The following is a 14,962-nucleotide window of genomic DNA, read 5'->3' on the forward strand; positions in this document are numbered from 1 at the left end:
TCCTCGGGCCCGGCACCGCGGAAGACGGCGGGCCCGTCACTCGGACCGCCCGGCCCCCGTCGCAGCTCCCCCGAAACCCCCGTCACAGCTCCCCTTCGCAGCTCCCCCGAAACCCCCGTCACAGCTCCCCCTCACAGCTCCTCCCCCCGCGCCAGCCTCCGCGCCCCCGGCAAGTGCCGGTCCAGCTCGCCCGGGGCGAACCTCGTCATGCCGACCACGTGCCAGAACTCGCCGCCCACCTCACCCTCCGCCTTGTAGCCGCCGTCGGGCGTGAAGGCGGCCCAGCCGCCCTGTACGCCGACGAGCGTGGCCTTCGCCGTGACGGCGGCCTCGCCGGTCGCGGCCGCCTCCACGCGCCACAGCCGCACGGTGCCGTCGTCGCCCGCGCTCGCCAAGTGGCCCCCGTCCGGGCTGAAGGAGAGGGAGTAGATGCGTCCGCTGTGGCCGGTCAGGGCGGCCCGCATCGTGCCCGTTTCGGGGTCCCACAGGCGGATGACGCGGTCGTCGCCCGCCGTCGCGAGGAGCGGGAGCGAGGGGTGCACGGCCGCCGTCCACAGTTTGCCCGTGTGCTCCCGCAGGACGTGCCGCGCGACGCCGTCGCGCCAGATCACGGCCGTGCCGTCCCACGACGCGCTCGCGAGCCAGGAGAGGTCGGGGCCGAAGGCCACGGCGTAGACGCGGTCGGTGTGGGCGGCCAGGGTCCCGGTGAGGGCGCCACCCCGCGTCTCCCACAGCCGTACGTGGCCGTCGTCGCAGCCCGTCGCGATCGACGCGCCGTCCTTCGCGAAGGCGACGGACCGTACGCGGCCCTGGTGGCCGTCGAGCTGGAGGCCGTGGGAGCCGGTCGTACGGCGCCACAGGCGCACCGAGTCGTCGTCGTTGGCGGTGGCGATGTCGTCGCCGTCCGCGCTGAAGGCCTCCGCCCACGTACGGTCGGTCTCGACGTCCAGCTCGCGCAGGAAGGTGCCGCCGTCCGCGTCCCACAGGTAGACGTGCCCCGCGCTGCCCGCCGTCGCGAGGACCGTGCCCACGGGGCTGAAGGCCGCCGAGATCAACCGGTCGCCGCGGCCGACGAGTTCGTGCAGGCGTTGCCCTGTGCGCACGTCCCACAGGCGGACCGTCCCGTCGCTGCTCGCGCTCGCGAGGCGGGTGCCCGTCGCGTCGAAGGCGACGGCGTTGACGCGGCGCCCGTGCCCGCGCAGGATCGGCTTGCCCTGGCCCGTCGCCGCGTCCCAGATCTGTACGACGCCGTCGTCCCCCGCGGTGACGAGCTGCGTGTCGTCGGGGCGGAAGCGGCAGGCCCAGGCGGAGCCCTGGTGCGGGGTGGGCTGGAAGCGCTCGGCGACGGCCTCGTACCCCTCGTGGCCCACCGAGAGCTGCCACAGCCGGACGGCCCCGGTGGCGTGGCAGGCGGCGAGGTGCCGCCCGTCGTCGTTGAAGACGACCTGGTAGACGCCGCCGTCGCCCTGTTCGAGCGGCGGCCCGGGCAGCCCGGTGCGCGGGTCCCACAGGCGTACCCCGCCTGCCGTGTCCCCGCTCACGAGGAGGTCGCCTTCGGGGTGGAAGTCGAGCGTGTACACGCGGCCCGTGTGGCCGTGCATCTCGTGCAGGAGCCGGTGGTCGGACGCGCGCCAGATCCGTACGGTCCCGTGGTCGTGGAGGCCCGCGTCGGCGCTCGCGAGGAGTGCCCCGTCCGGGCTGAACCGGACGCGGAACACCGGTCCCTGGTGCGGGCCGAGGCTCGCGAGGAGCCGACCCGTCGCCGTGTCCCACACGCGTACGGTGCCGCTTTTGTCGCCGGTGGCGAGCCGGCGCCCGTCGGGGCTGAAGACGGTGGTGTAGATGAGGGCCATGTGCCCGGGGAGCGCGTGCAGTTGCTCGCCGCTCGCGGTGTCCCACAGCCGTACCACGCCGTCGCCGTCACCGGTGGCGAGCACCGTGCCCGAGGCGTTGAGCGTGATCGGCCACACACCGTCCCCGTGCACGGCGAGCGTGGCCCGGCAGCGCCCTGACACGGGGTCCCACAGGCGTACGGTGCCGTCCGCGCTGCCCGTCGCGAGGACGGAGTCCCTGAACTTGATCGCGTAGACGCGGTCGGTGTGGCCGTGCAGGACCCGCAGCGCCTCGCCGTTCTCGGGCGCGCAGATCAGGACGCTGCCGTCCTGGCTGCCCGCCGCGAGGAGTTCCCCGTCGGGGCTGTACGCGACGGGCTCGGGCAGCCGCCCCTGCTGCCTGCTGAAGCCGTACGGGACGCTCACGGCCGCCGGGCGGAACACCGTCTCCAGGGGCATCCCGGGGGCGATCGTCGCGGTCGCCAGCTCCACGGACCCGCGCGCCTCCTCGTCGACCTCGGTGCCGATGAGGACGGCGCGGCGCCAGCGGCTCTCGGCGAGCCCGGCGCCGCGCAGGTCGGCGTTGATGAGCCGGGCGCGGCGCAGGTCGGCGTGCCGGAGGTCGGCCTCGCGCAGGTCGGTGCCGTCGAGCCTGGCGCCGCTGAGGCGGGCGCCGTGGAGGACGGCGTGGGACAGGTTGGCGCCGGTGAGCTGGGCGTCGGTGAGGTTGGCGCCGGTGAGGTCGAGCCCGGACAGATCGCGCCCGGACAGGTCCTCGCCGGGGAAGGCCACGCCGCGCAGGTCGGCGTCGGTGGGGACGCGGAGGCGGCGCGTGATCCGGTAGGCGTTGGTACGGGCCGCGTCGGTGGACCCCGCACCGGCACCGCGCGCCGCGCCCGCGCCCGAGCCGGAGCGAGCCGCGCCCGTGCCCTGGCGGGAGCCGCGCCGGACGGTCCGCGACGAGGCCTGCGAGGAGATCGGCGACGCGCCCCGGGACGCGCCCGCGCCGTCCCGGGCCGCGCCCCGCGCGCCGTCCTGGGCCACGTCCCTGGGCGTGTCCCGCGCCGCCTCGGGGCCCGCCCCGCCCGCGGCGCCCCCCGCCGCTCCTTGCCCCGGGCTCTCCAGCGTCCGCCGCACCCACGCGGCGACCCGTTCCGAGTCGGCCAGGTCGCAGAAGAACTCGACGGCGAGCGGCGAGAGTTCGCGCCTGCTCAGGAGCGCGTCGTCGCCCTCGCCGAGCCGGCGCGCCGCCTCCCGCGCCACGAGCCACTCGATGACCGATTCGTGGATGAAGTGGAAGATGCCGTCGTCGACGCGGATGAGGAGTGTGCCCGCGCCCACGGCCTGCGCCTCCTGCGCGAAGAACACGCTGTCCGCGCCGCTCCCCAGGACGCCGTCGCTGCCGCGCCCGAAGGTCTCGGCGACGATGTCCGTCAGCTCGTCGAGCCGCAGGCTCCCGCGCCCGCTCTCCCACAGCCGCAGCGCCACCGCCGTCACGGCCGCCCACAGCTGGTCCACCTCCAGGCCGGGTGCGGCCCCTGGGCCGCCCTGCCCGCGCTCCTCCTCGAAGCCGAGCCACGTGCTGAACACGTCCTCGTAGAGACGGGCCGCGCTGAGCGTCCCCTCCGAGCGTGCCACGGCCCGTACCTGCTCCTCGTCGAGCGCGGCGACGAAGCTGAGCAGCCGGGGGTTGGCGCACAGGTCGAGCAACTGCTGGATGCTGAGGAGGAGTTCGTAGCGGCGGGCGGCGATCGTGTCGTCGCCGTAGTAATTGGTGAGGTAGCGGCGGATCTGGTGGGGCGTGAAGCCCTCGACCGACAGCAGGCGCCGCTGCGGGAGGAGCCCGACCTGCTCGCCGAGCGGCGTGAGGACCTGCTCGCGGGAGCGGAAGTGCTGGGTGCGGCCGCTGATGACGATCTTGGCGCGGTCGACGGCCGCGTTGAGGAGGGTGTGCAGGTGGTCGGCGGCGCGCTCGTAGCTGACGCGGTTGACGAGTTCGTCGAAGCCGTCGAAGAGGAGGACAACACGGCCCTGGCGGAGCATGTAGCGCAGGGCGCGCAGGTCGATGACGTCGACGCCGTGGTTGGCGAGGTGCGCGGCGACGAGCCCGTCGAGGCTGTGCGAGCGGTCGAGCGAACGCAGCGGGATGAGCAACGGGGCGAGATGCGGGAGGCGTTCGGGGATGCGGCGGGCCAACTCTCGTAGGGCGAACGTCTTTCCGTGCCCGAAGTTGCCGAGGAGGAGGAGTACGCGACCCTGGTCGGTCTCCAGCAGCCTGAGCATCTCCTCGACGAGGTCGTCGCCTTCCTCGTCGCCCGGGCGGATCTCGTCGCGGTAGCGCTGCGGGAGGTACAACTCCGGTGCGTAGGCGCCGTCGTTGGCGAGTTCGGCGGTCTGTGCGGCGACGTACTCGCGCAGGTCGATGAGCCCTTGCAGCTCCAGGAAGCTGCGCACCCGCACCCCGCCGCGCGCGGCGCGCTCGCGCAGCCCCGCCGCGGGCCGCTCGCCCGCGTACACCATCTCGGCCTCGGTGCCCGCGTCGTCGGCGTGCGCCTGGGAGAGGAAGCGGTCGAGGTCGGCTTCGGTGAGGGTGCCCGGCTGGACGGCGACGCGCAGGAGCCGTACCACGCCGTCCTCGTCCCAGGCGGCGACGATCTGCGTCAGGTCCTCGGGGGCGACGGGCCGTACGTCGCGCAGGCGCACCCCGGGGCGGCGGGCGCGCAGGACGTCCTTGACCCGCTCGGCGAGCTGGGCGCCCGGGTCGTTGACGGCGCGGTTGTCGGAGTGCGCCGCGGCCCGCTCGGGGCTCTCCTCGTTCTCCGCGGTGCCGGGGAAACGGGGCGCGGCACGCCAGTCCACGGGGAAGGCGGCCGGCTCGCCGCCGTCGGTGCGCGGTGCCCACCGCTCGACGCCCTGCGCGCCGATGCGCAGGAGGCTGAATCGCGCCGGCCCGGCGGCGCCGAAGAGCGGCAGCGAGCGTGCGGCGACAGGGAGTTCGCCGTGCGTGGGGGCGGCCCCCTGGCCCCGCCCGTCCCCGCCGGGCCCGTGCAGGAGCACGTGGAGCCGCGGCGCGAGGAGCCGCTGGAAGACCTCGGTGTCGCGGAGCGGTCCGGGCCCGTCGGCGCCCGCGCGGGCGGGGGCGAGGAGCGGGTGCCGGACGAGCCCGACCCTGAGCCAGCCCTCGTCCTCGTACCTGCGCAGCGCCTCCGCGAACCACGCGGCCTGCGCCCGCCCCACCATCCCGTACCTGTCCTCCAGGCGGTGCGTGCGCGCGATCGACGAGTTGAACCCGGCGACGACGGTGCGCAGTTCGGGCACGGGGAAGAGCGTCCACGGCTGGTCGGCGCCGAAGACGACGTCGAGCCCCTGGTACAGCTCGCCGAACAGCCTGCTGAAGTGGCGCCACTTGGGCCAGTAGGGCGGCTGCGGGCGGATCTCGTCGGCCTCGCAGGTGTGGAAGTACGCCTGGCAGGCGGCGTCGCTGACGTCCTGGTTGCCGGGGACGACGAGCACGCGGCCTGGGGCCAGGCCCAGCTGAGCACGCAGCCCGGTGAGGAAGTCGAGCGCCTGCGCGCAGTTGCGCGGGGAGCCGGAGGCGGTCAAGTCTCCGGAAACGAGGACGAGTTCGGGTGCGGGCGCGCCGGTGTCGCGCAGCTCGATCAGGTCGCCCTGGATGTCCCTGAGCAGGTCCTCGGGCTCGCGCCCGCGCCCGAACTCGGGCCCCGCGAGGTGCAGGATGTTCACGGCGTCCTGGCGCGCGCCGCCCGGCACGGCGGGCGGGTAGTGCGGCGCGGTGCCCGGCCGCCGCCGCCCGCCCCGCTCCCCGCCCCCGGTCAGCGGCTGCCGCCACGACTGCGCGGGCACGGCGGGGGGCACGGTGGCAGGCGCGGTGGCGGGTACGGGCGCGGAGACGGTGCCGCCGCCCGGGTAGGCCGGGCTGCTCCCTGGGCGCGCATGCCCGTCGAGCGCCTGTTCGACCCGCGTGAGGAGCAGCCCGCGCGCGGTCCGCGCGTCCGGGACGCCGACGAGGTCGACGTACGTGATCGTCGCGAGCAGCCCCTCGACGGGCGCCTCGTCCACGCGCACCGTGAGCAGTCTGCGATCGGGCTGGTCCGGCTCGGAGCGCAGCGCCGCCTGCCACTCCATGCGCCCGTACCGCGAGCCCTGGTAGTTCCGCGAGAGGACCGCGATGACCGCGACGGACTCGCTCACGCCACGGTCCATGTAGTCGATGAAGTTGCTGCCGGCGACGAAGTCCCAGGCCTGGATCACCGTGCGGAATCCGGCCTCCTCCAGCGTCCACGCGATCCACGAGGCCCAGGCCTCGTCCGCCGGGGAGTAGCTGATGAAGAAAGTGGCCTGCCGCTGCGCCGCGTCCGTGCTGCCCGTCACCATCCGCCCATCCTAGGAACCCGGGTATCCCCCCACCGGTAGACAACCGGCCAAAAGTCCCGATTACGGGGACGAGTTGACGCCGGGCACGGTACGGACGGGGACGGAGCCCCGCACCGCCGGGCCGATCCGCACAGCCGTACGAGAACCGCAGGCGCACCCCCGCGACCGTACGAGCCACGGGCGCACCCCCGCGACCGTACGAGCCGAGACGCACCACTCGCGACCGTACGGGCCGAGGCGCCGCCCCGCACCCGACCCCCGCACCCCGCACCCCGCACCCTTCTTCGCCCCCGCGCCCGTGTGCGAACCTGTCGCCGTGCCGACACCCAGACCCCCGCGCCGCCGCCCGCACCCCTTGGACCTGCTGGCCTGTGCCCTGCTCGTGTGCGGCCTGGTCCTCCTCGCGACCGGCGCGCTCCCCGCGCACGCGGCGGGGGACGTCGCACGGCGCACGGCACCGCTCCTGGCCTTCCTCGCGACCGTCATCGTCATGGCCGAACTCACCGGCAGGGCACAGGTGTTCGACGTGTTGGCCGGGGGGATCTCCCGTGTCGGCAGAGGCAGTTACGCACGCCTGTTCGGCCTCTGCGTGCTCTTCGCCTCGGCGACCGCGCTCGTCCTCAACCTCGACACGACGGCCGTACTGCTCACCCCCGTCATGCTCGCGATGGCGGCCCGGGTCGGCATCGCCCCCCTGCCGCTCGCGATGACGACGGTGTGGCTGGCCAACACCGCGAGCCTCCTGCTCCCGGTGTCGAACCTCACGAACCTCCTCGCGGCCGACCGCGTGGGCCTCTCAGCGGGCGGCCTCGCGGCCCGGATGTGGGCCCCGCAGGCGGCGGTGATCGCGGCGACGGCGGTGTGCCTGTGGGCGATGTACTGGAGGCGGGGGCGGCGCGGCGCCGACGTCTACGTGCCGACGGCCGCTCCCCGCCCCGCCGACCCCGTGCTCTTCCGCACGTGCGCCCTCGCCTGCGCGGGCCTCCTCGTCGCGATCCTGGTCGCCCCCGTACCGCTGTGGGCGGACTCGCTCGCCGCCGCGCTCGTCGTGGTCGTCGCCTTCGCGCTGCGCAGGCCCGGGGAGCTGCGCCTGTCCCTCGTGCCCTGGCGCCTGCTGATCATGGTGCCGGGCATGTTCCTCGTCGTGGAGACGGTCAACGTCCACGGCCTGCACAGCCTGTTGACGCACGCGATGGGCACGGGCGAGGGCGTCGGCGGCCTCTTCAGGTCCGCTTCGGTCGGGGCCGGGCTCTCCAACGTGCTCAACAACCTGCCGGTCTACCTCGCGGGCGAGGCAGCGGTCCCCGACGGCAACCGCGACCAGCTCCTCGCCCTCCTCGTCGGCACCAACGTCGGTCCCCTCGTGACCCCTTGGGCCTCGCTCGCGACGCTCCTGTGGTTCGAGCGCTGCCGCACGGCGGGCGTCAAGGTCCCCCTCGCGCGGTTCGTCGGGACGGGGTTCGTCCTCGCGGTCACCGGCACGGCGGCGGCCACGGGCGCCCTCGTCCTGACGAGCTGAACCCACCCCGCCCGCAGGCGAACCCCCCTCGTACGCGGGCGCCCCCTTCGCACGCGGGCGAACCCGCCCCGCACGCACGCGCCTCACCCCACCGAGGCCCCCACGGCGTCCCGCGTGAGCGCCACGAGCCGGTCGATGACCTCGGGGCGCCCCGCGACGAAGCAGCGCGTCGTGTCGGGCCCGGTGAAGCCGATACGGAACGGGCCGCCTTCGAGCGTACGGAACTCGCAGCCCGCCTCGACCGCGAGCAGCGCGCCCGGCGGGAAGTCCACCGCCTCCGCGCAGTACCCCACGAAGCCGTCGATCGTCCCGCGCGCCAGCATCGACCACCCGAGCAACGGCGCCCACAGCGCGAGCACGCGGCGCGTGCGCCGCTCCAGCGCGACCCGCAGCGCCTCGGCGAGCACGTCGTCCTTCCGCACCGAGTGCCCCTGCGTCCAGGCCACGACGAGGCGCGGCGCCGAAGCGGGCACCGGCGTGTCGGGCGGCAGCGCCTCGGCGGCCGCCGCGGGCCGCGCCGCGGGTACGGGGTCCCCGCCGCCCCGCGCGGACCGTCCCTCGCCGAGCCGCCCCCCGCGCCCGTACGCCCCGCCGCCCCGGACCGCGTGCCACAAGGCCCCCGTGTGCGGCTCGTGGACGACGCCCAGCACGGGCGCCCCCGCGACGCACAGGCCGATCCCGACCGCGTAGGTCGGCAGCCCGATCGCGACGTTGTTGCTCCCGTCGAGCGGGTCGACGAGCCACGTACGCTCCGCCGCGCCCGCGAGCACCCCCGCCTCCTCCGACCACACCCGGTCGTCGGGGAACGCCTCGCGCAGCCTGCCGAGCACGATCCGCTCCGCCGCGAGGTCGAGTTCCGTGACGACGTCGCCGTCCTCGCCCTTGACGCCGATCTGCCACGTGTCGCCGAAGCGGGCGCGCAGCATCCGCCCGGCCTCCTCGGCCGCCGCGAGGGCGACCTGCAACTCGGCCGCGTAGGGGCTCTGTTCCTCAGTCGTCCGCTTCATCGATCCTCCTCAGAGCCGCCCGCACCGCGGAGACGGTCTCTCCCCGGTCGCAGACTTCGCGCACCGAGCGGTGCCCCTCGCCGTACAAGGGCCCCAGGGACATGTCCCTGCGCCCGGGAAGCGTCTCGCCGAGCACGAGCGTCGCCGCCGACCGCCCTTCGCTCACCACCGTCGCGTGGAACTCGCCGGGCCGGACGACGTACACGTCACCGCTCGTGCTGCGCGCGAAGCCGTCGGGCTCCCCGCGCACGAGCCGCCCGGTGCGCCGCACCTCGTCCGTCCCGTCGGGGCCGCTGTGCACCTCGTACACGCGGTGCGTCGGCGCCACCGGATCGTCGACGACCCGCACGGAGCGGTTCGTGACGCGCCCGAACAGGACGAGGCTGATGAGCGCCCAGCTGTGGGCGTGGACGAGCGGCCCGCCGCCGCCCTCGTCGGCCTCGCTCTCGAAGAGGTGCACGCACACCCCCTTCGCACCGTCCCTGAGCACCGGCAGGCACAGGAAGCCGAGCGGGTGCCGGATCGCCGGCAGCTCCCAGCGCCCCTCGGCGACGGCCCGCAGCGCGGCGACGGCGAGTGCGCGCGCGGCGGTACGGTCCGGGGGCGGCCCCGCGCCCGGACCCGGGTCGAGCAGCGCGTGCAGGGCGTCGTAGTCGATGTCTATCCCGTGGGGCACGTCCATGACGTCGTGCGGCCTCGCCTCTCGGATCGGGTGCGGCTCGGGTCTCGCGGATCGGAACGGTCGGCTCGGGTACGGATCAGGTCGGGTACGGATCGGCTCGGGTACGGGTCAGATCGGGTACGGGTTCTCGGCGTGCAGGGCCTTCTCGACGATCTGCCGTACGTCCGGGTCCGAGAAGGTCGAGGGGAGCGGCAGGCCGAGGTCGTCGAAGAAGGCCCGCGCCTGGTCGTTGGTCGGGTCGTTGTCGAGCGCGCGCGCCGGGCCGAGTTCGATCTTGCGGGCCTGGTTGCGGCTCTGCTGGAGTTCGACGCTGTAGTAGCGGTGCAGCGGGTGGTTCTCGGTGACCAGGAGCCCCGGGCGGGCGCGGTCGTCCTGCGTGATGATCAGCCGGGACTGCGAGACGTCGAACCGCAGGGTCGGCGCGGTGGACGAGAGATAGAGGTGCACGGTCATGCCCGGCAGGCGCTGGAGGTGCCAGCCCGCCGCGAGGACGGTGGCGTACGACTCCTTGCTCGTCCGCTCCTCGGTCCACGCCTCCGGGTCGTACGCGGCCTCCGTCGTCGCGTACGAGCGGCGGAAGCGGGCGTAGGCGCGGCAGGCCTCCGTGTGGGCGGGGTCGACGATGTCGATCGTGAAGGTGAGGTTGGAGCGGTTGCCCCGGGCCCGTGCCACGCACTCGGGGAGCGTCACGGCACGCAGATACGTGCCCGTACCGCCCTTGAAGGCCCAGAAGTCGCTGCGCTCGCGCGCCTTGCGCAGCTCCGCGCCGATCTCGCTGCCCGTGAGGGAGCGGACCATCTGCATGCCCTCGAAGGCGCGCTGGATGTCGTGGACGGCGTCGGCGAGGTTCTCGTCGCGGCGGCGCTGGCGCAGTGAGCCCGCTGCCATCGCGCCGAGCACGAGGACGGTGACGCTCGCCGTGGCGTCCTCGCCTATCGAGTCCCCGAAGAGGTCCATGATGCCGACGGCGAGGGCGCCACCCACCGCGAGGAGCAGTTCGAAGTTCCGCGCGATCCAGTTGAGCAGCCTCTCCAGGCGCCCCTGCTCCCCCGGTCCGGCAACCACATGGTCCCCCCGACGTCCCCCGTCCGACCCGACCGGACCGATGGTAGGTGCGGTGCGCCGAGCCCACCAGAACGCCTTTTCAGCCGCGCGGGGGGGGGACGAGAGGGGAGGTACCGGAGAGGAAACGCGGGCGCGGAGGTACCGGCGCGGAGCCACGGGCACCGGCGTACGAGGAGGGCCCCGCGCCCCGCGTGGGTCAGGCCCCGGCGGTCACCCCGGCCTCGTCGTCGGGGCGTACCCGCCCGGCCCTGCGCGCCCGGCCCACCCCCTCCCCCACGCGCGCTCCCCCCTTCCTCGCCCGATCCCCGCTCTCGATGACGGGGACGGACTCGGCGCCGCGGCGAAGAACGCGGCCGGTTGCGGCGGCCACAACGTGGCGCCGGCCTTCCGGAGCGTGCACGCGCACCCGGCGACCGGTGACCGGCCCGGCAGCGGAACGCCGGGGGGAGGAGGGAGGTGGAGCAACGGATGAACATCACATGACCTGGACTACTGACAATCCGCACACGCCGGGGTAGCGTCACCCGCAGTTCACCCGTGTGGACTACACCACTTCTTCTCTCTTTACTCGGATCGTCCGGCACGTTCCTGCCGGTGAAGGGGGCCCGCAATGGCCACTGTGACGTTCGACAAGGCGACCCGCATCTACCCCGGCGGTACGAAGCCCGCTGTCGACCAGCTCGACATCGCCATCGAGGACGGCGAATTCCTCGTCCTCGTCGGCCCCTCCGGCTGTGGTAAGTCCACCTCGCTGCGCATGCTCGCGGGCCTGGAGGACGTCAACGGCGGCGCCATCCGCATCGGCGACCGCGACGTGACCCACCTGCCCCCGAAGGACCGGGACATCGCGATGGTGTTCCAGAACTACGCGCTGTACCCGCACATGACCGTCGCCGACAACATGGGCTTCGCGCTCAAGATCGCCGGCGTCAACAAGGCGGACATCCGCAAGAAGGTCGAGGAGGCCGCGAAGATCCTCGACCTGAGCGAGTACCTCGACCGCAAGCCGAAGGCGCTCTCCGGTGGTCAGCGCCAGCGTGTCGCGATGGGCCGCGCCATCGTCCGCGAGCCGCAGGTCTTCCTCATGGACGAGCCGCTGTCGAACCTCGACGCCAAGCTCCGCGTCTCGACCCGTACGCAGATCGCCTCGCTCCAGCGCCGCCTGGGCATCACGACCGTGTACGTCACGCACGACCAGGTCGAGGCCATGACGATGGGCGACCGCGTCGCCGTCCTCAAGGACGGTCTGCTCCAGCAGGTCGACTCGCCGCGCAACATGTACGACAAGCCCGCGAACCTCTTCGTCGCCGGCTTCATCGGCTCCCCCGCGATGAACCTCATCGAGGTCCCCATCGCGGACGGCGGCGTGAAGTTCGGCAACTCGGTCGTCCCGGTCAACCGCGAGGCGCTCAAGGCCGCTTCCGACAAGGGTGACAAGACCGTCACCGTCGGTGTCCGCCCCGAGCACTTCGACGTGCAGACCGAGGGCTCCGGCGGCGGCCTGTCGAAGGACGCCCCGGCCGGCCTCGCCGTCACCGTCAACGTCGTCGAGGAGACGGGCGCCGACGCGTTCATCTTCGGCACGATCGAGATCGGCGGCGAGACGAAGGACCTGGTCATCCGCGGCAACTCCCGCGCGGTCCCGGCCAAGGGCGAGGTCCTCCACGTCGTCCCGCGCGCCGGTGAGAGCCACGTCTTCGCGACCTCGACGGGCGAGCGCCTGAGCGACTGACGCCGGACGCCTGAGCGACCGACGCGGCCGCCTTCACTCCTACGGGTGCATTACGGGCCCGTACGAGCCGAAGAGGCAACCACGCGCCACCGGGCCCCGTCCTCCCCAGCAGCGGGAGGGCGGGGCCCTGCCGTGTCCGCCAACACGCGCCCCCCACCTGCGAAGTCAACTTCCATACCCACGAAACACCGATTTACCTCACTCGATAGAGTGACTAAATGTCGCTATATCAGCACGGAGCGCTACGCTTCCCCGCGTGAATTACACCGCCCGCCGCATCGGCCGAACGCTCGCCCTCGTCCTGCCCGTCGTCCTGGTGCTCTCCGGGACGCTCGCCGTGACGCACGTCAGCTGGACGACCCAGGGGACGAGCGCGTCCACGCTCACCGCCTCCGCGTCCGACGCCTCCTCGCCCGCAGGCCCCGACGCGAAGAAGAAGCACCGCGCCCCGGAGGAGGTGCTGCGCACCAAGCTCCTCTCCGAACTCCAGGAGAAGGACCCCGGCATCGCGCTCACCCACCTCCAGCAGGCGATCCACGAGCGCCCCTCGCTCGCCGAGCACTGCGTCTCGCTGGCGCGTTCGCTCGGTGAGGCGGCCGTCCGCGTCTACGGTGCGAACCGCGCCCAGTCCTTCGCCCGCCCGGTCTGCGACACGTCCTACGCCACGGGCGTCGCGACGATGCAGGGCTGAGCGCCGGGCGCACGCGCGACAGCGAGCGGCACGGGCGGGCCGGACGACGGGTGGCCCGCTCACGGTCCTACGAGGACCGACGACGGCCGCACGGGCCCCGGCGGCTGCCGTACGGGCGCAGGGGCGCACCCGGGCCCGGAGACCGCCCCCGGCCCCGCGCCGCCCCTCCCCCGTAAAGTGCCGCCATGAGCGAATCGCACGCGCGCCCGGGCACGGACGAGGGCACCGCGCCCGCCTGGCCGGCCGGGGCGCCCCGCCAGGCCGTGATCCTCGCCGGGGGCCAGGGCTCCCGGCTGCGCCCGTACACCGACGACCGGCCCAAGCCGATGGTCGAGATCCCCGGTACGGGCGTGCCGATCATCGGCCACCAGCTGGACTGGCTCGCGCGCGAGGGCGTGACGGATGCCGTGATCTCCTGCGGCCACCTCGCCGACGTGCTGATCACCTGGCTCCGGCAGACCGAACTCCCCCTGCGGGTCGAGACCGTGATCGAGCCCGAGCCGCTCGGCAGGGGCGGCGGGCTCAAGTTCGCCGCCGCGCACCTGCCGCACCCGGACGAGCCCTGGTACGCGACGAACGGCGACATCTGGACCCGCTTCGGCCTGCGCGCGATGGCCGCTTTCCACGCCGAACGCGCCGCCGTCGCCACGCTGGCACTCGCGCGCCCGCGCCTGCCGTGGGGCGTCGTCGAGACGGACACCTTCGGCCACATCAGCGACTTCATCGAGGCCCCGCCGTCCCCGTACTCGGTCAACGCGGGCGTCTACGTCCTCTCCCCCGCCTTCACGAGCCTGCTCCCCGAGCGCGGCGACCACGAGCGCACCGCGTTCCCCCGCCTCGCCCGCGAACGCCGGCTCGCCGGGTACCCGATCCCGCAGGGCGCCTACTGGCGCGCGATCGACACGGCGAAGGACCTCAAGGAGGCGGCGAAGGAACTCGCGGAGGAACGGGGCTACGAGGCATGACGATCCGCCCCGCGACCGAGGCCGACCTCCCCCTCCTCCAGGACATCGAAGTCGCGGCGGGCGAGCCCTTCCGCGCCCTCGGCATGCCGGAGATCGCCGACGACGCCCCACCGTCGCTGCCGGACCTCGCCCGCCACCAACAAGCGGGCCTGGCCTGGGTGTCCACCACCCCGAAGGGGACCCTGGCCGCCTACCTCCTGGCGTCCCGCATCGACGCGGGCCTCCACCTCGACCAGGTCTCGGTCCACCCCGCCCACGCCCGCCGAGGCCTCGGCCGCCACCTGATCGACCACGCGGCGGCCCAAGCCCGTACGGAACGCCTCCCGGCCCTCACCCTGACCACCTTCACCGAGGTCCCCTGGAACGCCCCGTACTACACCCGCCTGGGCTTCGCGCCGGTCCCGGACCCCCAGCTCACCCCCGACCTGCGCCAGATCCGCGCCCGCGAGGCAGCCGCGGGCCTGAACCGCCGGCCGCGCGTGGCGATGCGCCGCGAGCTGTGAGCGGCTTACGGAGCGGCCGGGCCGGGGTACGGCGCCGCCCGTTCCCGGGCGGCGCCACAGGTCTCGCACCCAGACGCTCTGCCGGGGGTCCCCCTCCCCAACTGCCGAAGAGTCACCGCCGTAGGCCCCCGCCTGGACGCACACGCGGCCGTCGGAACTCAGTCAGGGGCCCCGTCTCCTCGACGGTTTCCTGCGCGATCCCGCAGGCGTCACCGCAGGACCGGCTCTCGTACCTGACGTGGAAGTTCTCGGTCGCGGCGGAGGCGGGTGATCCCGCCGAGCGTGGCCACCGTCTCCGCCACCGCACCGCGCACGAGCCGGACCGCGACTCGGCGCATCCTGGCAGCCCACCGCCCGTCCCTCATCGCTCCTCCGAGGAAGCCGAAGAAGATCGCCTTCCAGCCCAGCGGCCTCGGCAGCCTCAGGACACGGCTTCCCCCACATCGCGGTGGCGGCCCTGCGGAGCGGTGGGCCGCAGCCCCGGCCCTTCGCCGCTCCGCGCGTCCATGACCGCGCGGCGACCCGCGCCGGGGAATCGCGAGAGGGACCCACCCCCGCTCGGGGTGGGTCC

General features: G+C 74.1%; 9 protein-coding genes. 5 read left to right on the top strand and 4 right to left on the bottom strand.

The window, feature by feature from the left end; translation table 11 throughout:
• Positions 1 to 131: 131 nt before the first annotated feature.
• Positions 132 to 6,227, bottom strand: a complete 6,096-nt coding sequence (locus ACQYWQ_RS13485) for a TIR domain-containing protein (protein WP_431034787.1) — start codon at positions 6,225 to 6,227, stop codon at positions 132 to 134.
• Positions 6,228 to 6,582: 355 nt separating this feature from the next.
• On the opposite strand from ACQYWQ_RS13485, the gene ACQYWQ_RS13490 reads away from it, so the two are divergent.
• Positions 6,583 to 7,746 (top strand): SLC13 family permease, encoded by a 1,164-nt coding sequence (locus tag ACQYWQ_RS13490; protein WP_431039178.1) that lies wholly within the window; start codon positions 6,583 to 6,585, stop codon positions 7,744 to 7,746.
• Positions 7,747 to 7,829: 83 nt separating this feature from the next.
• Here ACQYWQ_RS13490 and ACQYWQ_RS13495 read toward each other — a convergent pair whose 3' ends face one another.
• The 3 genes from ACQYWQ_RS13495 to ACQYWQ_RS13505 all read right to left on the bottom strand — a co-directional run bounded on the left by ACQYWQ_RS13495 (position 7,830) and on the right by ACQYWQ_RS13505 (position 10,500).
• The gene (locus ACQYWQ_RS13495) at positions 7,830 to 8,753 is read right to left on the bottom strand and encodes an inositol monophosphatase family protein (protein ID WP_431034789.1); all 924 of its coding nucleotides are present in this window, start codon (positions 8,751 to 8,753) and stop codon (positions 7,830 to 7,832) included.
• Entirely contained in the window at positions 8,737 to 9,435 is a 699-nt protein-coding gene (locus ACQYWQ_RS13500) for a hypothetical protein (RefSeq protein WP_431034791.1), read from the bottom strand. The genes ACQYWQ_RS13495 and ACQYWQ_RS13500 overlap by 17 nt, the downstream gene beginning before the upstream one ends.
• Positions 9,436 to 9,543: 108 nt before the next feature.
• On the bottom strand, positions 9,544 to 10,500 hold the full coding sequence (locus ACQYWQ_RS13505) for a hypothetical protein (RefSeq protein ID WP_431034793.1): 957 nt from the start codon (positions 10,498 to 10,500) through the stop codon (positions 9,544 to 9,546).
• A 610-nt stretch (positions 10,501 to 11,110) separates the two neighbouring features.
• Here ACQYWQ_RS13505 and ACQYWQ_RS13510 point away from each other — a divergent pair.
• The 4 genes from ACQYWQ_RS13510 to ACQYWQ_RS13525 all read left to right on the top strand — a co-directional run bounded on the left by ACQYWQ_RS13510 (position 11,111) and on the right by ACQYWQ_RS13525 (position 14,391).
• Positions 11,111 to 12,232: an ABC transporter ATP-binding protein gene (locus ACQYWQ_RS13510; RefSeq protein ID WP_431034795.1), complete on the top strand. Its 1,122-nt coding sequence runs from the start codon at positions 11,111 to 11,113 to the stop codon at positions 12,230 to 12,232.
• A gap of 256 nt (positions 12,233 to 12,488) precedes the next feature.
• Positions 12,489 to 12,923: a hypothetical protein gene (locus tag ACQYWQ_RS13515; RefSeq protein ID WP_431034797.1), complete on the top strand. Its 435-nt coding sequence runs from the start codon at positions 12,489 to 12,491 to the stop codon at positions 12,921 to 12,923.
• 185 nt (positions 12,924 to 13,108) lie between these two features.
• On the top strand, positions 13,109 to 13,888 hold the full coding sequence (locus ACQYWQ_RS13520; protein WP_431034799.1) for a nucleotidyltransferase family protein: 780 nt from the start codon (positions 13,109 to 13,111) through the stop codon (positions 13,886 to 13,888).
• Entirely contained in the window at positions 13,885 to 14,391 is a 507-nt protein-coding gene (locus ACQYWQ_RS13525; protein WP_431034801.1) for a GNAT family N-acetyltransferase, read from the top strand. Before ACQYWQ_RS13520 ends, ACQYWQ_RS13525 begins: the two co-directional genes overlap by 4 nt.
• Positions 14,392 to 14,962: the final 571 nt, after the last annotated feature.

This window comes from Streptomyces sp. P6-2-1, from assembly GCF_050613165.1.
Classification (GTDB): domain Bacteria; phylum Actinomycetota; class Actinomycetes; order Streptomycetales; family Streptomycetaceae; genus Streptomyces.

What these genes read in the sequence shown, in the direction of transcription:
- ACQYWQ_RS13485 (WP_431034787.1), bottom strand. Translation starts at nt 6,227, where the DNA reads ATGGTGACGGGCAGCACGGACGCGGCGCAGCGGCAGGCCACTTTCTTC.
- ACQYWQ_RS13495 (WP_431034789.1), bottom strand. Translation starts at nt 8,753, where the DNA reads ATGAAGCGGACGACTGAGGAACAGAGCCCCTACGCGGCCGAGTTGCAG.
- ACQYWQ_RS13500 (WP_431034791.1), bottom strand. Translation starts at nt 9,435, where the DNA reads ATGGACGTGCCCCACGGGATAGACATCGACTACGACGCCCTGCACGCG.
- ACQYWQ_RS13510 (WP_431034795.1), top strand. Translation starts at nt 11,111, where the DNA reads ATGGCCACTGTGACGTTCGACAAGGCGACCCGCATCTACCCCGGCGGT.
- ACQYWQ_RS13520 (WP_431034799.1), top strand. Translation starts at nt 13,109, where the DNA reads ATGAGCGAATCGCACGCGCGCCCGGGCACGGACGAGGGCACCGCGCCC.
- ACQYWQ_RS13525 (WP_431034801.1), top strand. Translation starts at nt 13,885, where the DNA reads ATGACGATCCGCCCCGCGACCGAGGCCGACCTCCCCCTCCTCCAGGAC.